Origin of the sequence: Rhodopseudomonas sp. B29 (genome assembly GCF_000333455.1) — a bacterium.
Classification (GTDB): Bacteria; Pseudomonadota; Alphaproteobacteria; order Rhizobiales; family Xanthobacteraceae; genus Rhodopseudomonas.
On record NZ_BADD01000182.1, the window covers coordinates 1 to 18,046 of the forward strand.

Consider the following 18,046-nt stretch of genomic DNA (forward strand, 5'->3'; position numbering starts at 1 on the left):
CCCGATGAAGATGGCGAAGAAGAATGCCGAGCCGCCAAAAGAACACATTGCGCGCGGCAGATTTAGTGAGGCGCTCGGCCATCACGGTATTCCTTTTTGATGTGGGGGAGCGAAGCTGCGGCGGTGGAGCTTCGATGATGACGCTAACCGAACGGGCCGGACCGAATTTGTGCCAGCTCAAGGTTCGCAGCGATTAGCGAAAGAAACTCACCGTCATCGGGACTAACGACGTCGCCGCGACGGCAACGACCCACGCCAGAAGGATCGACCGCCACGGGCCTGCTGCGCTGCGGAACCCGAAATAGTCGAGCACCACCAGTCGTGCCTTGATGATCGCGAGCACCATCAGCAATACGCCGCCGGCCAAAGCTGCCAGCGGACTGAGCGTGCTCGCCACGCCGCAGCTAGTGAGCAACAGCAGCACGACCAGGGTTTGTTCGCGGCGGTGCAACAGCATCGTGGCCCTACCGCATCAGATAGATGATGGGGAACATCATCAGCCAGATCAGGTCGACCATGTGCCAGAACGCGGCGCCGGTCTCGACATCAAGCGCCCGCGCGCGCCAGCCGACAGCGATCAGGATCGCGATCCCGAGCACGACGTGCAGCAGATGGAAGCCGGTGAGAAGGAAGTACAGCGTCGCGAACGTGCCGGAGTCGGGATCGAGCCCGCGCCCGATCTCGCCGGCATATTCACTCAGCTTGATGGCGACGAAGGCTGTGCCGAGCAGGCACGCGCCTGCGATCCACCGGCGCGTGACCGCCGGAGCTTCGCGATGCGCGGCCGCGCAGGCCTTGGCCGCACACCAACCGCTCGACACCAGGCACAGCGTGTTGGCGGCGGCGAGCAGCGGATCGAGAGTGGCGCGACCCGCGGCAAATCCGGCCGGGTCGATCGCACGAGCGATGGAGAACGCGGCCAGCATGATGCCGAAGGCGGCGAGTTCGCTGAAGATCAACAGCCACATCATCGGATGGCCGGGCAGCGTGTCGAACACGCTGGGGCCGGCTTCCACATCCTGCAGCTCTGCGAGAGCATCACTCATGGCTGATGCAATATCGGCGCGCTGAACTCGAAACGTTGTGCCGCGACAAACTCGTGCGATTTGCTCGCAGCTTGCGCTGCCACAAACTCGGGCGACGAACGCTTCGCTAGGCTTTCATGTGACAGCCAACCGGAGCAGCCGCATGACCGAAGCCAAGCTGGGATTGATCGTCGTCGCGGTCGTCATCATCGCCTTCGCCACCGCGATGCGGGCGGTAGGGGCGCTGCGGACGGCCAGCGCCGTCACTGCCGCCGCGACCACAGTGGCAATTGCGACGGCGCTGTTCTTCACTCAATAGTGGAGTATTAGGCGGCCATTAACCATGATCCGGCACACTCTGATCGGGGCTTACCCAGGAGCCGCGTCATGAGTTCGGAATTGGGAAGGTATGTGGCCGTTTCGGTCGCGATGATCGTTTTTCTCGCCGCCGCGCAGAGCGCTGCCGGCTTCGCCTGGCGTGGTGCGCCGGCGATGCAGATATCATCTATCCGCTGACCAGTGACACCGGCTCAGCGGAAGCGCGGCCGGAACTTGCGCGGCGCATAGCCGAACGCCGCCGCGGCCGGCGCGCTGTCGAAGGTCATGTCCTTGGCCATGCGCACCGCCATGGTGGCCGACAGGCCGGGTAGAAGCGTCGTCGCGATCGGCAGTACCAGCCGCCAGACAAAATCCGGCACCGGCACGATGATGCGGGGCAGGTCCAGCCCGTCGAAAATCCGGCCGACCATGTCGCGGTAGCTCAGCGTCTCGCCGCCGGGCAGATTGTAGGTCTGGCCCGCGCATTGCGGCTTTGCCGCAGCCGCAATCGCTGCGGCGGCCAGATCGTCGGCATGCACCGGCTGGCGCAGCCCCTCGCCGCCGCCCATCAACGGAAAGAACCGGAAGCGGCGGATCAGACCGGCGATGCGGCTGACATTGCCGTCACGGCCTTCGAGGTAGATCAGCGTTGGGCGCAGCACCGTCCAGCCGACGCCGTGCGCCTCGCAGGCGGCGATCGCGCGTGCTTCGTCGGCGCCCCACTGCCGGATTGCGGCGCGCTCGTCCGGGTCGGGCGAATCCCACTTGGTGGCGATGCTGGTCGAGGTGAAGACGACCAGCCGCTTCATGCCGGCCGCCGCCAAAGCCGGCACCGCGTCGGCCACCAGACCGACCGGAGCCGTTGCATAGACGATGTCGAGCGGCGACAGCACTGCGCCGGCGAGATTGCCGAGGTCGGAGAGAAGCCATTCGAAGCCCGGCTCCGCCGCGCGCCGCTGGCGCGACATCGCCAGCGGGTTTGCGCCGTCGGCAACGAGGCGGCGCAAGATGGCGCCGCCGACCATTCCGGTGGCGCCGATCACGAGGGGGCTGGCAGAAGTCATGTCGGCGGCGCTTTCGCAGGGCTCGGGAGTTTCACGATCGGACTTCTCGATCGGAGCCCTGCGAATGTCAAACGGCCCGCCGGCCGCAACGGACTCGGCTCACGCCGCCTTGCGCTTGCGCGACGACGACGCCTTCTTCGCGGCCGCCTTGGCTTTCGGCGCGCCGGTCTTCACGCTGGCGATCTGAGTGAGCGACTCGGCCAGCAGCTCGCGCTGGGCGCTGAGCCAGAAGCTCTCGGCCTGGCCTTCCGGCTGGCCGGCTTCGTTCCACAGGTGATACGCGCGCTCACGAATGGCCTGTTCCATATCCTGCATCGACTGCTCCTATTGCGATGCGGTGAAGATGCCGCTGCGTGGTTAAGAATTCTCGAAAGCGCCACCAGGCAAGGCGCACGAACTATCATGTGTTGAAGTGTGCGAACGCACAGCTGACAAGCCGCTCCGCGGGAACCCATCACCCTGTCAAACAGCCACGCGCAATCGGTCTCGCGGCTCCGCTGAGCCCGAGCCATGCTCCCGTCGCTTCACAGCGAGGGGCGGGGCGCGCCGTCTGGCGCGGAGTGGTTCGTGGTCTCGCGATTACTTTTGCGAAGTAACCGCGCTCGCCTCGCGGCGCGCCCACGGCGGCATTTTTCGGCTTCGGACCGGCTCCATTGGTACAGTGGCCCGAGCGCCTTGCTCGCCATCCCGACGGTTTCCCGCCGTTCGCCGCTGCACCGACTACCGAGAACGGCGCGGCCTCTTAGTGGGCCGAGACCGGTGGCTCCGATGCCGCCCGGGTTCGTGCCTGCGAAGCACGATCGCGGGGACCGCATCCACCCGGCTTCGCTGGCAAGCCAGCTACGCCGGGCATTGACCCCGCTGGTTGCCCAGCGGTGTGATCTGTCCCGCTTCACAAGCGCCCTCGAGAAGCGCCCCTCACGGACAGGACAACGCGGATTATAGTCCTTATAGGAATTTTGTCAAGAGCCACGGTGTGACGCGAGCCCCCATCGCGCAACGTCGTCCGGGTCGCGACGGGCCTGTTCATCGAGGAGAGCCAATCCCGCATGTCGCTTCGCTCATGGGGGCTACCCGCCGACATAGTTGACTAGGTAACAAACATCGGCTGGGCCGACAGCCCTTTCCAGTTCGAAGTCGCGACCGCGAGCCTCGGCTTCGCCGCCGTCGGCTTCCTCGCCGCCTTCCGTAGCTTCGACCTCCGCCTCGCCGCCATCGTCGGCCCCGCTTTGTTCACCCTCGGCGCCGCCGCCGGTCACATCCATCAGATGGTCACGCAGCACAACTTCGCCCCGGGCAATGCTGGGGTGGTGTTCTATACGGATATCGGCATCCCGGTGTTTGGGGCGGGGCTGCTGTGGCTGTGGCGGCAGCGGGAGTGATCCTGCCGATGGGGTGGCGTAGAGCCGGGCGGCATGAGCGGCGAGCGAGGTAGACAGCCGGCTTTGGAGCGGGTCAGCCGGAGGAGAAGCCTGCAGAAAGAGCGCAGGGTTTCTGTCGGAGCAATGGCGCAGGATGCTGCGCCGATCCGGCCTACGAGCTGGCTTCAATTCCGTAATGGGGCCTGCCAGCGATGGAGGTCCGCTTCGAGCGCGTCGATGGAGCCGACGGCGTTCGTGGTTCCGCCATGAGCGCATGTGCCGGCGAATTGCATAGCTACTCGGGCGCAATGGGCGCACGGTGAACTGGCCGGCGCCGGACCGCATCTGAGTCGCCGTAGCCAGCGCCGATCAGGCCGCGCTCCGCACCGGGCTTTCATTTCCATCGAACAGGAGGCCGAGATGGCCAAAGGCGAACAGAAGAGTAATCGGGAGGCCAAGAAGCCCAAGAAGGAAAAGGTCAAGACCATCGCCGCAGCACCAAGCCAGAAGAGCGGCGGCGGCGGCTGGCAGCCATCGTTCGAACCGGGCAAGAAGAAGAAATAGCAGCGCAGCGGCGGCACGCGGCTGATCAGCGGTGCCGGCGCAAGAGGTTTGATCGACGCAATCACGATCCCAACCGCGCAGGAGCCAGAGCGATCGAAAGACGGGGCAGCCAGGCATCACCTGCCGGACAACGGCGGGGCTTGTCGCGGGCTACACCTGCTGGTCGTCGCGCTCGACGCGTTGTCTCCGAATTGGTGCGATCATCAGCCCGATTGCGCCGCGCGGCCGATGCGCTGTGCGGGTCTCGTCACCAAGCGGAGTTGGAGGCATGGCGGAATGATCGAGGCGACGATCGTCTTCGTGCTGTCGAACTACTCGCTGACCTTCCTGGTCATCGGCCTGTTGTTTGCGCTGGTGGCGATCGCCCGCGCGCCGAAGCCACTGCGATCGCGTGACGTGCTCGAGCGGCTGCTGGCCTGGCACATCTTCTGGTCGATCGGCGTCTGTTACTTCTACAACTTTGTCATGCACGGCTTCTTCGGCAGGATGTCGGCGGCGTTCATCGGCTGGGCCGACAGCCCGTTCCAGTTCGAAGTCGCGACCGCGAGCCTCGGCTTCGCCGCCGTCGGCTTCCTCGCCGCCTTCCGCAGCTTCGACCTCCGCCTCGCCGCGATTGTTGGCCCTGGTCTATTCACGCTGGGCGCCGCCGCCGGTCACATCCATCAGATGGTGACGCAGCACAATTTTGCGCCGGGCAATGCTGGGGTGGTGTTTTATACAGACATCGTCATCCCGGTGTTTGGGGCGGGGTTGCTTTGGCTGTGGCGGCGCGGCCGGGCCGGCCGCTCTGCCGCAGCGACATAGGGCGGGTTAGCCAAAGGCGTACCCCACCGAACAGGCGCCTACTTGTCTTTGCGTAGGGGCGGATTACGCTGCGCTAATCTGTCCCTACAGGCTGACGCATTACACTGCGCCAATCCGACCGAAGGCCTAAGGAAATCTTCCATTGCTCCAGTTCATTCTCGTCCCAAGAGATGCCTCAGTACCTTCACAGGGAAACCAAGTTGTGTTTCTCCATGTCGATTACTGGAACGACTATTCCTTTGTGACTATGTTTCATGTCACAATATTCGATGAGAATTTCGATAGGCATGAACTAGGTAGTGTCAAGATTGGCTTTCGCGGACAATTAGAAGCCACATCGACTTTCTCGACGCTCGACAGCAACTTCACCGGTCTCCCTTCTGGATACTTTTCCGTTGGAACTGACGTTGACTATTACCGAACTCTCTCGCGAACATTTTCGGACGAGGTCAGAACGCAATACCTCGAATCATTATGCGATGTGACTCACGACCAAAGGAAATTAGACCTCGCCGTCAACGAACGGGTCTTCCAAGTATCTCTACTTCGGAGCCTAAATATAAACACCGTGACAAACCAATTTCGTCGCGTCCTCAACGGCGGCGCCCCGCTCACCAATTATGAATTCCGTTTCACCCAAGATTCCAGCGAACAAATGGCTGGCTATGAGCTATACTTCTCGGTCGAAGCAGATTCGATCCCGCCTACAAATATACACGCAATAATCGGCCGCAATGGCGTCGGAAAGACCACACTACTGAATTCAATGGCAAGGACGATCATTGAGATCGATCACTCTGGGAGCCGCTTTGAGAACAGCCACATGTTCTTTGGATTTCGTCCAATTGGCAGAGACTACTTTAGCGGCCTCGTATCAGTATCATTTAGCGCCTTCGATCCATTCAGCCCACCCAATGAACAGCCAGACCCCTCGAAAGGCACACGCTACTTTTACGTCGGCTTGAAGAGCTACGCAGATGACAGCGGAGCACTACTAAAGTCGCAGACAGAATTAGTCGACGAATTCATCGATAGCCTAAGTTTATGCCTCAGTGAAAAGAATCGAAGCAACAGATGGTTGGAAGCCATCCAAAAACTTGAATCTGATGATAATTTCGCTGAAGTGAATCTTCCTCAATTAGCTGAACTAAAGGATGAAGAATTAGAGAAGACTGCACGATCCCTTTTGCGAAAAATGAGTTCGGGACACGCTATAGTATTACTAACTATCACGAAACTCGTGGCAAGAGTGGATGAAAAGACATTAGTTTTGTTTGATGAACCGGAAAGTCACCTTCACCCCCCATTATTGTCAGCTCTAATACGTAGCTTGAGCGGACTCCTTTCGAACCGCAATGCAATTGCCATCATAGCAACCCACTCACCAGTAGTTCTCCAAGAGGTACCAAAATCCTGCGTATGGAAAATCACACGCTCGGGCGCTTCCTCCGAATGGCACCGACCAGAGATAGAGACCTTTGGCGAAAACGTAGGCTCATTGACTCGTGAAATTTTCGGCTTAGAGGTCGCAAAATCAGGATTTAACGCACTGCTGTTATCTGAAGCCAAACAAGGGAAGAACTACGAAGAAGTTATTCATACCCTCAATGATCAGTTAGGCTTTGAAGGGAGAGCAATTCTTCGCTCTATCATGCACAGTACTGGAACAGAATAGAATTAAGGCGCATGAAAAATCTATCTCTTCCAGAAGTTGATTTCTCGACCGCTTTGGCTGAAGCAATTGCCGGAATAAGCGATGCGGCCACTCGCCAAGTCTACACTGCAGCCTTTGATGCCCCTCAAGAAATCGAAGCTAACTATGTAGCCTGCGCAAGGGCTGCTAATCTGTACGCGCAGCCTCGGGTCGCAACAACAGAAGATCCAGTAATTTGTGGATCACTTCGAAAATCGGATCTTACAAAGTTGTACACTCAGTATTTTGTGCCAGAGGGAAAGCCAGCTAGGCGTCTGTACGAAGCACTCAAGGTCTCAGCCGGCGGAAAATGCCCGCTTTGCGGAGGCGTTGGCCACGTGCGAAACCTGGATCACTATCTGCCTAAAGCTAACTTCCCCCTATACTCTGTCCTACCTGTGAATTTGATTCCGTGTTGCAGGGACTGCAATACAGAGAAGCTCAACGAGTTTGCTAATGTCCGAGAAAATCAAACCCTCCACCCATATTTTGACAACGAAAGGTTCTTCGTTGAACAATGGGTCCATGCGCGCGTGATCCCCTCGGAACCACCAGTTCTGGAGTACTATGTACATCCCCCAGATGAATGGGAAAGAGATGACAAATTGCGCGTAGAGGCCCATTTTCTGGAGTATGGCTTAGCAGGAAAATTCTCCATCGAGGCCGCGGCCGATCTTCCCGAGACAATTCAAACAAGACGAACAACGATGTCGGCAAACAGCTCCGAGGATTTTTCACATTACTTAGCCGAAAAGGGGAAAACTCCAACATTGCCTGTCAACAATTGGCGGAGGGTGATGTTTTCCGCCCTGGCACTGGACCGATGGTTCTGCAGCCATACGTTCCCGTGACCATCGAAGCGGCAACTCCTCAATCTCCGCGCTATCATCGAAGTCAGGCGAGTCAAAAAAGCCCCAGAGCATCGCTCCGGGGCTTTGTTGTTTCCGATAGATGGCCGGGTCAAGCCCGGCCATGACGCCGCGGGTGAGGCGTGACGCTACGCCAGAAGCGCAGCGCTGTACGCCCCTCTCCCGCTCAGTACCGATAATGATCCGCCTTGAACGGACCCTCGACCTTGACGCCGATGTAGTCGGCCTGGTCCTTGCGCAGTTCGGTGAGCTTGACGCCGATCTTGGCGAGGTGCAGGCGGGCGACCTTTTCGTCCAGGGACTTCGGCAGCACGTAGACCTTCTTGTCGTACTTGCCGTCCTTGTTGTTGGCGAACAGTTCGATCTGCGCCAGCGTCTGGTTGGTGAACGACGCCGACATCACGAAGCTCGGGTGACCCATGGCGTTGCCGAGGTTCACGAGGCGGCCTTCGGACAACAGGATCATCCGCTTGCCGTCCGGGAAGGTGATCTCGTCGACCTGCGGCTTGATGTTGTCCCACTTCAGGTTCTTCAGGTGCGCGACCTGGATCTCGTTGTCGAAGTGGCCGATGTTGCAGACGATGGCGCGATCCTTCATCGCGCGCATGTGCTCGATGGTGATGATGTCCTTGTTGCCGGTGGCGGTGACGAAGATGTCGGCGCGCGGCGCGGCGTCTTCCATGGTCACCACTTCGTAGCCTTCCATCGCGGCCTGCAGCGCGCAGATCGGATCGATCTCCGACACCATGACGCGGCAGCCGGCCTGGCGCAGCGACGCCGCCGAGCCCTTGCCGACGTCGCCGAAGCCGGCGACCATCGCGACCTTGCCGGAGAGCATCACGTCGGTGCCGCGGCGGATGCCGTCGACCAGCGATTCACGGCAGCCATAGAGGTTGTCGAACTTCGACTTGGTCACCGAGTCGTTGACGTTGATGGCGGGCCACAGCAGCGTGCCGGCCTTCTCCATGTCGTACAGGCGATGCACGCCCGTGGTGGTTTCTTCCGACACGCCCTTGATGTTCTTGGCGAGCGTCGCGAAGTAACCCTTCGGCTTCTCTTTCAGGATGCGCTTGATCAGCGCGAAGAACACTTCTTCCTCTTCGCTGTTGTGCTGATCGAGGAACATGGTGTCGCCGTTCTCGGCGCGCAGGCCGAGATGCACGAACATGGTGGCGTCGCCGCCGTCATCGAGGATCATGTTCGGGGTGCCGCCGTCCGACCAGTCGAACAGCTTGGCGGTGTAGTCCCAGTAATCCTTCAGCGTCTCGCCCTTCACGGCGAACACCGGAATGCCCGCGGCGGCGATCGCGGCGGCGGCGTGATCCTGGGTCGAGTAGATGTTGCACGACACCCAGCGCACTTCGGCGCCGAGCGCGACCAGCGTCTCGATCAACACCGCGGTCTGGATCGTCATGTGCAGCGAGCCGGCGATCTTGGCGCCCTTCAGCGGCTGCTTCGGGCCGTATTCCTCGCGCGTCGCCATCAGGCCGGGCATTTCGGTCTCGGCCAGCGAGATCTCCTTGCGGCCGAACTCGGCGAGGCCGATGTCCTTGACGATGTAGTCGGTAAACTTGGCGGTCATGCGGATGGGTTTCCTGATGTCGGTGTCGGTCGAACTAAGCACACCAAACTAATTCGGGCGCTTTGTGGCACTGCCTGCTCCTTCTCCCCGCACGCGGGGAGAAGGGTGGGATGAGGGGGCGTCTCCGCGAGCCCGAGCGGCTCGGCTGCGCGGAGGCGCCCCCTCACCCGCCCGGCTTCGCTGCGCTATGCCGGGCGCCCCCCGGGTCAAGCCCGGGGGCAAGCTCTCTCCCCGCACGCGGGGAGAGGTTAGAGAAGGCGTCGTTGCTTACTTACACCGCGCGCTTCAGCGCGTCGGCAAGATCGGTCTTCTCCCAGGAGAAGCCGCCGTCGGCGTCGGGGGTACGGCCGAAATGGCCGTAGGACGAGGTCCGGGCGTAGATCGGCTTGTTGAGGTCGAGATGGGTGCGGATGCCGCGCGGGGTGAGGTCCATCACCTCGGCCACCACGGTCTCGAGCTTGTCTTCCGACACCTTACCGGTGCCGTGGGTGTCGATGTAGATCGACAGCGGCCGCGCCACGCCGATGGCGTAGGCGAGCTGCAGCGTGCACTTGTCGGCGAGGCCGGCGGCGACGACGTTCTTGGCGAGGTAGCGCGCCGCATAGGCGGCCGAGCGGTCGACCTTGGTCGGGTCCTTGCCGGAGAACGCACCGCCGCCGTGCGGGGCAGCGCCGCCGTAAGTATCGACGATGATCTTGCGGCCGGTGAGGCCGGAGTCACCGTCCGGACCGCCGATGTAGAATTTGCCGGTCGGGTTGATGTGCCAGATGGTCTTGTCGTTGATCCAGCCGGTCGGCAGCGCCTGGCGGACATAGGGCTCGACGCAGTCGCGCACCTGGCTGGAGCTCATGTCCTCGACCAGATGCTGGTGCGAGACGACGATCTCGCGGACGTATTGCGGCTTGCCGTTCTCGTACTGGATGGTGACCTGGCTCTTGCTATCCGGGCCCAGCACCTTCTCCTTGCCGGAGTGGCGGGCTTCGGAGATCAGCCGCAGGATCTTGTGAGCGTAGAAGATCGGCGCCGGCATCAGGTCGGGCGTCTCGTTGGTGGCGTAGCCGAACATGATGCCCTGGTCGCCGGCGCCCTCTTCCTTGTTGGTGCCGGGCTGCAGCGCGTCGACGCCCTGGGCGATATCGGCCGACTGCGGATGCAGCAGGATGTCGATGTCGCAGGTCTTCCAGTGGAAGCCGTCCTGCTCGTAGCCGATGTCCTTGATGGCTTCGCGGACGACGTGTTCGATGTGCTCGTTGGTGACCGAGGACGGGCCGCGGGTCTCACCGGCGATCACTACCTTGTTGGTCGTCGCCAGCGTCTCGCAGGCGGCGCGGATCGCCCACGGATCGATGCCGGCCTTGGGCCCTTCACGGAAGAACAGATCGACGATCTCGTCGGAAATCCGGTCGCAAACCTTGTCGGGATGACCTTCCGACACCGACTCGGACGTGAACATGTAGGACGCGCGCATCTACCCAACCCCTTTTCCGTCGGAACCTTCCGACGGTTCTGTCATGAACCTGATCCTGGATTGTCAGCCGCGCCGGCGCGAGATGACGTAGGATTCGTCGTAAAACCAGAGCCCGCTGTGCTTGCGCAGAACCTCTCTGGTCGCATCGAGATATTGGCCGCCCTGGGTCATATCCGCGAGCCGGTCGTCCTCGATCTGAGCGACATACACCGCCGCATTCCAGGCGGCAAATGCCGTCGAACTGCCGATCGACCCGGTGACCTCGTTTGGCAGGGCTTCCATATCATAACGAAATATCGATCGGCTATCCGCATAAGCGTTGAAATTGAGGTCTCTCCCGGCTGTTCCCAGTTCGTATTTGACCGCCCGCAGCAGTTCGTGGCGGCTGACGGAGAACGGGTTTTCGTCCGGCCACACCGACTGGATGATTTCCAGCCCCGGATCGTGGCCGTAGGAGTGAATTCCGATCAGCCGGCCACCCGCCCGCAGCGCCCGGGCCAGCGGGGCGACGATCCGCTTGGCGCGGAAGTTGACCCCGGATTTGGCCCGATAGGGCTGCGAGGCGATGATCAGGTCGAAATTGGCCTCGGTCCGGCCGGCCCGGGGAATCACTTGGTCGAGCAGGAAACGGTGATCCTCGCGGTACAGCACGATCGTCACCGGGCGCTCATAGACCGGCATGCCGGTGCGCGGTGAGACGCTGGCGCGCCAATGGTCCTGCAAGAACGGGCCGAGACCGGCGATCTGGGCCTCGAACTCGCCCGAGGAATCGCCCTGCAGCGGTACCTCGTGCCAGATCATCGCCGCCGCCGCGGCCGGCGAGCGCGGCGTCAGCCATGGCGCTTCGGCGTAATACATATTGGTGAGAACGAACACGGTCGCCGGATGCTCGAACAGCCGGTCGGCGACCTTGTCCAGCGTCAGCCGGACGTCCTCGAGACTGAGTTCCTTGCCGGCCACATAGAACGGCATATGCGGGAAGCGATGGTGCATCGAGCGCAGCACCCGCGCCAGCACGGTGCCGTCGCCGCAGCCGGCGTCGAACACCCGCAGCGCCGGAGGCTGCGGATGGATGCTGGCCAGCTCCAGCGCCACCCGGTCGGCCACCACCCGCTTCTCGCTGCAGGTGTGGACGAACAGCAGGTACTTCTGGCGGTTCTCGAAGAAGCGGAAATTGCTGCGCGGATCGCGCCGCTCCGGCGGCACGGTCAGCCCACGGGGCGGAGGCGGATTGCCGAGCCCGGCGGCGATGAAGGCCTCGATCCGCTCCAGCGTATCGACGGTGATGCGCTTGCCCTCGCGAAGCCGGTGCACCAACTTGCCGTCGTTGACGGCCCGGCGGCCGAACGTGGTCTCCGCCATCCCGGCGAGACGGCAGTAGTCGGCGATCCGATCCAGCAGCTGGCTGTTGTTCATGGGTGGGCCACGCGGTTTCGTCCCACTGCCGTACCACTGTCTGCCCACCGGCGGAAGCCATCGCGAGCATGACATTCGTCTGTCACCTGCGCTTCGCTTTTGTGGTGCAGACCCTGGTGATTGGGGAACGCGGTGGCATCTGCTAAGAGACTCGCGCGTCACGCGCTGCGGCGCGGGTTTCAGTCAAAAATGGACCTCACATGCGACTTGCGATGATCGGAACGGGCTACGTCGGACTGGTGTCGGGCGCCTGTTTCGCCGATTTCGGTCACCGCGTGACCTGCGTCGACAAGGATGCCGACAAAATCGCCGCGTTGCAGCGGGGCGAGATTCCGATCTACGAGCCCGGCCTCGACGAGCTCGTCGCCGCCAATGTCAAAGCCGGCCGGCTCGATTTCACCACCGACCTGACCGATCCGGTGGGCGAAGCCGATGCGGTGTTCATCGCGGTGGGCACGCCGTCGCGGCGCGGCGACGGCCACGCCGACCTCAGCTACGTCTATGCGGCGGCCCGCGAGATCGCCGCCAAGCTGAAGCGCTTCACCGTGGTGGTGACCAAGTCGACCGTGCCGGTCGGCACCGGCGACGAGGTCGAGCGGCTGATCCGCGAGACCAACCCGGCGGCCGACGCCGCGGTCGCCTCCAACCCGGAATTCCTGCGCGAAGGCGCGGCGATCCGCGATTTCAAGTTCCCCGACCGCATCGTCATCGGCACCTCGGACGAGCGCGCCCGCAAGGTGTTGGGCGAGATTTATCGGCCGCTGTCGCTGAACCAGGGGCCGCTGATGTACACGGCGCGGCGCACCGCCGAACTGATCAAGTACGCGGCCAACGCTTTCCTCGCCACCAAGATCACCTTCATCAACGAGATCGCCGATCTCGCCGAGAAGGTCGGCGCCGACGTCCAGGATGTCGCCCGCGGCATCGGCATGGACAACCGCATCGGCAGTAAGTTTCTGCACGCCGGCCCCGGCTTCGGCGGCTCTTGCTTCCCCAAGGACACCCGCGCGATCGTGCAGACCGCGCACGACCACGACGTGCCGCTGCGCATCATCGAAGCGGTGCTCACCGTCAACGACAACCGCAAGCGCGCGATGTCGCGCAAGGTCGCGCACGCACTCGGCGGCAACATCCGTGGCAAGACCGTCGCGGTGCTGGGGCTGACCTTCAAGCCCGACACAGACGACATGCGCGACGCGCCGTCGATCCCGCTGATCACCGGCCTGATCGACATGGGGGCGCAGGTGCGCGCCTTCGATCCGGTCGGCATGGCGCAGGCCAAGACCGAACTGCCCGACATCACCTATTGCACCGACGCCTATGATTGTGCGCAGGGCGCCGATGTTCTGGTCATCGTCACCGAATGGGTGCAATTTCGCGCGCTCGATCTGCCGCGGCTCAAGCAGGTAATGGCGCAGCCGGTGATCGTCGACCTGCGCAACGTGTATCGGCCGGAGCAGATGGCCGAACACGGATTTGCGTATCAAGGTGTGGGGCGGGGCGACGCCTAGAGCTTTTCCGGTTCTGATGAAATCAGAACCGGAGCCGTGATTGCCAGCACCCGGATCGTCGCTACACGCCGTCCAGGCACAGGCTCCGTGAAGTAATCCAGCCCACGCACGGGGCTGGATTGCTTCGTCGCTGCGCTCCTCGCAATGACGCCAAGCGAGGCTGCGCTTACTTGCCCCAGACTTCCTGCGCGACTTCCACCGCGAGGCGGAGCTTGTCCCACTGCTCCTGCTCGCTGAGGATGTTGCCTTCCTCGGTCGAGGCGAAGCCGCATTGCGGGGACAGCGCGAGCTGATCGAGCGCGGCGAACTTCGAGGCTTCCTCGAGCCGGCGCTTGATGGCGTCCTTGCTCTCGAGCTCGCCGAACTTCGAAGTGATGACGCCGACTACCACGACCTTGTTGCCCTTGGGCAGGAAGCGCAGCGGCTCGAAGCCGCCGGCGCGCTCGGAGTCGTATTCCAGGAAGTAGCCGTCGTAGTTGATTTGACCAAGCAGCGTCTCGGCCACCGGCTCGTAGCCGCCGGACGAAATCCAGGTCGAGCGGAAATTGCCGCGGCAGACGTGGGTGGTGATCACCATGTCGCTCGGGCGTTCGGCGATCGCGTAGTTGATGATGCGGGCGTAGATCTGCTGCAGATTGTCCGGATCGTCGCCGCGGGCGCGGGCCTTCTGCAACTCCTCCTGCGAGCACAGATAGGCCCACACGGTGTCGTCGAACTGCAGATAGCGGCAGCCGGCGTCGTAGAACGCCTTGACGGCCTTGCGATAGGCCTTGGCGGTGTCCTCGAAGAAACCGTCGAGATCCGGATAGACCTCCTTGGAAATCGCCTTGCGGCCGCCGCGGAAGTGCAGCACGGCCGGCGACGGGATCGTCATCTTGGCGGTGACATGGGCCTGATCGGCCTGCTTCTTGAGGAAGCGGAAGTGATCGAGCATCGGATGATCGTCGGTGAAGTCGACCTTGCCGACGACGCGGATCGAGTCGTTGCGGGTCTGGACGCCCGAGAACTGAATGCCGGCGTCGGGATGATAGAGTTCGCAGCCGCCGAGCTTGGAGAGGAAGTCGAAATGCCACCACGAGCGGCGGAATTCGCCGTCGGTGGCGAGCTTCAGGCCGATCGCCGACTGCTTGTGGACGACCTTCTCGATCTCGCTGTCTTCGATCTCGCGCAGGTTGGCGGCGGTGATCTCGCCCTTCTCCAGCTTGGCGCGGGCTTCCTTGATCTTCTGCGGACGCAGCAGGCTGCCGACTTCGTCGGCACGGAACGGGGCTTTGGTTCTTTGCATCGGTCTCACTCCCAGATTTCAACTCAGTGCCCGGCCGCGCCGGACACCCCCAGATATCGTTCCAACGTTGCGGGATCGGCCTGCAGCGCAGCGCTCGACGCCTGATGAACGATGGTGCCGCGCTCCAATATCACAACCCGATCCGCCAGATTGAGGATTTTTCGCGCATTCTGCTCGACAATGATCGAGCACATGCCACCCGAGCGGGTGATCTCGCCGAGCGCCTTGAGCAGTTCATCGACGATGATCGGCGCCAGGCCTTCGGTCGGCTCGTCGAGCAGCAACAGCTTGGGGTTCAGCGTCAGCGCCCGGCCGATCGCCAGCATCTGCTGCTCGCCGCCGGACAGCTGATTGCCGAAATTAGCGCGGCGTTCCTCGAGCCGCGGAAACATCTGGTAGACGCGCTCGACGGTCCATGGGCCGGGCCGCGCCACCGCGGTGAGGTTCTCCTCGACGGTGAGCGACTTGAAGATGTTGCGCTCCTGCGGCACCCAGCCGATGCCCGCGCGGGCCCGCTGGTCCGGCCGCAGCGCGGTGACGTCGGTGCCGCCGATCCTGATGTGACCGGAGAAGCGGCGCGTGACGCCGACGATGGAATTGATCAGCGTGGTCTTGCCGGTGCCGTTGCGGCCGAGCAGCGCCAGCACTTCGCCTTCCGCCAGCGTCAACGACATCGACGGCAGCACAACCGCCTCGCCGTAGCCGGCACGTAGCTTGTCGATCGTCAGCAGCTCAGACATTTGCGTCCTCGCCGAGATACACGGCCTTGACCTGCGGATCGCGCGCGACCTCGTCGGGGGGGCCTTCGGTCAGCAGTGCGCCGGCGACCAGCACGGAGATGCGGTCGGCGAAGGAGAACACCAGGTCCATGTCGTGCTCGATCAGCAGCACGGTGACGTCGCGCGGCAGGTTAGCGACCGCAGCCAGGATGTCGTGGCGCTCGCTCTCCGGCACGCCGGCGGCCGGCTCGTCGAGCAGCAGCACGCGCGGCTTGGTGGCGATCGCCACGGCGATTTCGAGCAGGCGCTGCTTGCCGTAGGGCAGCCGGCCGGTCGGCTCGTTCATCACGTCGAGCAGCTTGAAGCGGGCCAGGTTCTCGGCAATCTCGTCGTTGATGTCGCTGCGGGTGCCCATGCGCCGCCACCAGTCGTGGCCGTGACCCGAGCGTTCGGAAACTGCAAGGCCGATAGTCTCGAGCGGCGTCAGGTCAGCGTAGAGCTGATTGATCTGGAAGGTGCGCGACAGACCGCGCAGCACGCGCCTGTGCACCGGCAGCGCGGTGATGTCTTCGCCTTCGAGCAAAATGCGGCCGCTGTTGGACTTCAGCACGCCGGTGAGCTGGTTGATCACCGTGGTCTTGCCGGCGCCGTTGGGGCCGATCAGCGCGTGGCGGGCGCCGGGCGCGATGTTGAGCGACAGATTGCGGGTGACGTGAAGGCCGCCGAAATGCTTGTCGAGGCCGATGGTCTGCAGCGCGTAGGTCATTTCGCGCCTCCCGCTTTGGCACTGCGGAATGTCCGCATCACCAGGTTGGGCAGGAAAAACACCCAGCGCTCCAGCCGCTCGCGGCCGATCATCACGATCACCACCAGCACGAGGCCGATCCAGAACAGCCAGTATTGCGGCGTCAGCGTCGAGAACGTCTCCTGCAGGATCTTGAAGATCACCGCGCCGACGAGACCGCCATACAGATAGCCGGTGCCGCCGAGCACCAGCACCAGGATCAGATCGGCCGAGCGCTCGAACGAGAACACGTCGAGCGAGGCGAGCTGCGTCGTCTGCGTGAACAGCGCGCCGGCGATGCCGGCATAGACCGCCGCCAGCGTGTAGACCGCGACGAGGCGGGCATTGACCGGGATGCCGACCGCGGCAGCGCGCAGCGGGTTGTTGCGGATGGCGCGGAGCGACAGGCCGAACGGCGAATGCACGATGCGGCGGGCCAGCACGAACAGCACGAACAAAACCGCCAGCGTGTACCAGAACCCCACCTTGCCGAAGATGTCGAACTCGAACAGGCCGAGCAGCGGCTGCATGGTGATGCCCTGCAGACCGTCGGTGCCGCCGGTGATGTTGGAGAAGCGTTCGGCGAGCGCCTCGAGTAACAGCGCGATGCCGAGCGTCACCATCAGCCGCGTCAGATCGACGCCGCGGATCACCAGCATGCTGGTGGCGAGGCCGAGCACGCCGGCGACGAGGCCTGCGACCACGAGCGCCAGCAGCGGTTCGTTGACGATGCCGTGTAGCGCCATCAGCCCGGCGCAGTAGGCGCCGACGCCGAAGAACGCGGCGTGGCCGAGCGACACGATGCCGGCGTAGCCGAGGATGAGATCGAGCGACAGCGCGAACAGGCCGAGCCGCAGGATCTCGGTCATGATCAGATAGCGCGACGGGAACAGCAGGCCGCAGCCGACCAGCGCGATCCAGAACGCGGCCTCGCCCCAATGCCAGCGGGCGCTGCGCCGCGCGTGATAACCGACGTTTTCGGATGGCGTGGTCATGGCGTCACCGCGCCGCGGTGCGGCCGAACAGGCCGTTGGGACGCCAGATCAGGATCACGATCATCATGGTGTAGATCACGAACGGGCCGAGCTTGGGGACGTAGTATTTGCCGGCGACGTCGCCGATGCCGAGCAGCATCGCGGCGAGGAACGGTCCGGTGATCGACGACGAGCCGCCGACGGTCACCACGATCAGGAAGTAGATCATGAACTTCAGCGGGAAATACGGATCGAGGCCGAGGATCTCGGCGCTCAGCGCGCCGCCGAAGCCGGCGAGGCCGCAGCCGAACGCGAAGGTCAGCGCGAACACCTGCGGCACGTTGATGCCGAGGCCGGAGGCGACGCGCGGATCGTCGACCGCGGCGCGCAGCCGGCTGCCGAAGCGGGTCTTGGCGAGGGTGAGTTGCAGGCCGGCGGTGAGCAGGCCGCAGATGACGATGATCATCAGCCGGTAGCGGCCGATGCCGACGCCGCCGAGGTCGATCTGGCCCTGCAGCGCCTGCGGCAGCTCGATGAACACGCGCGACGAGCCCATGATGAAATCGACCGCCGCCACCGACATGAAGACGAGGCCGACGCTGACAGCCC

General features: G+C 62.9%; 19 protein-coding genes and 1 pseudogene. 8 read left to right on the forward strand and 12 right to left on the reverse strand.

Annotation, left to right across the window (positions count from 1 at the left end):
• Window positions 1-193: 193 nt before the first annotated feature.
• Together I5M_RS06510 and I5M_RS06515 are read right to left on the reverse strand one after the other, a co-directional pair.
• The gene (locus I5M_RS06510; protein WP_022720656.1) at window positions 194-457 is read right to left on the reverse strand and encodes a cytochrome C oxidase subunit IV family protein; all 264 of its coding nucleotides are present in this window, start codon (window positions 455-457) and stop codon (window positions 194-196) included.
• 7 nt (window positions 458-464) lie between these two features.
• Window positions 465-1,046, reverse strand: coding sequence for a cytochrome c oxidase subunit 3 family protein (locus I5M_RS06515; RefSeq protein ID WP_022720657.1), 582 nt, complete (start codon window positions 1,044-1,046; stop codon window positions 465-467).
• A 142-nt stretch (window positions 1,047-1,188) separates the two neighbouring features.
• On the opposite strand from I5M_RS06515, the gene I5M_RS33060 reads away from it, so the two are divergent.
• A complete protein-coding gene (locus tag I5M_RS33060) occupies window positions 1,189-1,344 on the forward strand; it encodes a hypothetical protein (RefSeq protein ID WP_022720658.1) in 156 nt (51 codons plus the stop codon).
• Window positions 1,345-1,412: 68 nt separating this feature from the next.
• Entirely contained in the window at window positions 1,413-1,541 is a 129-nt protein-coding gene (locus I5M_RS34035; protein WP_022720659.1) for a hypothetical protein, read from the forward strand.
• A gap of 14 nt (window positions 1,542-1,555) precedes the next feature.
• Here I5M_RS34035 and I5M_RS06530 read toward each other — a convergent pair whose 3' ends face one another.
• Both I5M_RS06530 and I5M_RS06535 read right to left on the reverse strand, forming a co-directional pair.
• Complete coding sequence (locus tag I5M_RS06530) at window positions 1,556-2,407, reverse strand: NAD(P)-dependent oxidoreductase (RefSeq protein ID WP_022720660.1); 852 nt, start codon at window positions 2,405-2,407, stop codon at window positions 1,556-1,558.
• Window positions 2,408-2,506: 99 nt separating this feature from the next.
• On the reverse strand, window positions 2,507-2,722 hold the full coding sequence (locus tag I5M_RS06535) for a DUF2934 domain-containing protein (protein WP_022720661.1): 216 nt from the start codon (window positions 2,720-2,722) through the stop codon (window positions 2,507-2,509).
• Window positions 2,723-3,510: 788 nt separating this feature from the next.
• On the opposite strand from I5M_RS06535, the pseudogene I5M_RS06540 reads away from it, so the two are divergent.
• From I5M_RS06540 to I5M_RS32065, 5 genes and pseudogenes are all read left to right on the forward strand, one after another.
• A pseudogene (locus I5M_RS06540) lies at window positions 3,511-3,789 on the forward strand (DUF6790 family protein); the annotation flags it as partial.
• Between the two features lie 399 nt (window positions 3,790-4,188).
• A complete protein-coding gene (locus tag I5M_RS33065) occupies window positions 4,189-4,332 on the forward strand; it encodes a hypothetical protein (protein ID WP_022720664.1) in 144 nt (47 codons plus the stop codon).
• 276 nt (window positions 4,333-4,608) lie between these two features.
• Window positions 4,609-5,136 carry a DUF6790 family protein gene (locus I5M_RS06550; RefSeq protein WP_022720665.1) on the forward strand — a complete coding sequence of 176 codons (528 nt, stop codon included), beginning with the start codon at window positions 4,609-4,611 and terminating at the stop codon, window positions 5,134-5,136.
• A 142-nt stretch (window positions 5,137-5,278) separates the two neighbouring features.
• Window positions 5,279-6,811, forward strand: coding sequence for an AAA family ATPase (locus I5M_RS31245; protein ID WP_083909521.1), 1,533 nt, complete (start codon window positions 5,279-5,281; stop codon window positions 6,809-6,811).
• Between the two features lie 11 nt (window positions 6,812-6,822).
• Entirely contained in the window at window positions 6,823-7,680 is an 858-nt protein-coding gene (locus I5M_RS32065; RefSeq protein WP_148287839.1) for an HNH endonuclease, read from the forward strand.
• 184 nt (window positions 7,681-7,864) lie between these two features.
• Here the strand turns inward: I5M_RS32065 and ahcY are convergent, their stop codons facing one another.
• From ahcY to I5M_RS06570, 3 genes are all read right to left on the reverse strand, one after another.
• Window positions 7,865-9,280, reverse strand: coding sequence for an adenosylhomocysteinase (gene ahcY / locus I5M_RS06560; RefSeq protein WP_022720667.1), 1,416 nt, complete (start codon window positions 9,278-9,280; stop codon window positions 7,865-7,867).
• A gap of 271 nt (window positions 9,281-9,551) precedes the next feature.
• On the reverse strand, window positions 9,552-10,748 hold the full coding sequence (gene metK / locus I5M_RS06565; protein WP_022720668.1) for a methionine adenosyltransferase: 1,197 nt from the start codon (window positions 10,746-10,748) through the stop codon (window positions 9,552-9,554).
• 63 nt (window positions 10,749-10,811) lie between these two features.
• On the reverse strand, window positions 10,812-12,164 hold the full coding sequence (locus I5M_RS06570; RefSeq protein WP_022720669.1) for a hypothetical protein: 1,353 nt from the start codon (window positions 12,162-12,164) through the stop codon (window positions 10,812-10,814).
• A 200-nt stretch (window positions 12,165-12,364) separates the two neighbouring features.
• Between I5M_RS06570 and I5M_RS06575 the strand changes: the two genes are divergently transcribed.
• Window positions 12,365-13,675: a UDP-glucose/GDP-mannose dehydrogenase family protein gene (locus I5M_RS06575; RefSeq protein WP_022720670.1), complete on the forward strand. Its 1,311-nt coding sequence runs from the start codon at window positions 12,365-12,367 to the stop codon at window positions 13,673-13,675.
• A gap of 166 nt (window positions 13,676-13,841) precedes the next feature.
• On the opposite strand, the gene I5M_RS06580 is transcribed toward I5M_RS06575, so the two are convergent.
• The 5 genes from I5M_RS06580 to I5M_RS06600 all read right to left on the reverse strand — a co-directional run.
• The gene (locus tag I5M_RS06580) at window positions 13,842-14,960 is read right to left on the reverse strand and encodes a cobalamin-independent methionine synthase II family protein (RefSeq protein WP_022720671.1); all 1,119 of its coding nucleotides are present in this window, start codon (window positions 14,958-14,960) and stop codon (window positions 13,842-13,844) included.
• A 23-nt stretch (window positions 14,961-14,983) separates the two neighbouring features.
• Complete coding sequence (locus I5M_RS06585) at window positions 14,984-15,700, reverse strand: ABC transporter ATP-binding protein (protein ID WP_022720672.1); 717 nt, start codon at window positions 15,698-15,700, stop codon at window positions 14,984-14,986.
• A complete protein-coding gene (locus tag I5M_RS06590; RefSeq protein ID WP_022720673.1) occupies window positions 15,693-16,445 on the reverse strand; it encodes an ABC transporter ATP-binding protein in 753 nt (250 codons plus the stop codon). Before I5M_RS06590 ends, I5M_RS06585 begins: the two co-directional genes overlap by 8 nt.
• A complete protein-coding gene (locus I5M_RS06595) occupies window positions 16,442-17,458 on the reverse strand; it encodes a branched-chain amino acid ABC transporter permease (RefSeq protein ID WP_022720674.1) in 1,017 nt (338 codons plus the stop codon). Before I5M_RS06595 ends, I5M_RS06590 begins: the two co-directional genes overlap by 4 nt.
• A 4-nt stretch (window positions 17,459-17,462) precedes the next feature.
• A partial coding sequence (locus tag I5M_RS06600; protein WP_022720675.1) for a branched-chain amino acid ABC transporter permease occupies window positions 17,463-18,046 on the reverse strand: 584 nt, incomplete at its 5' end.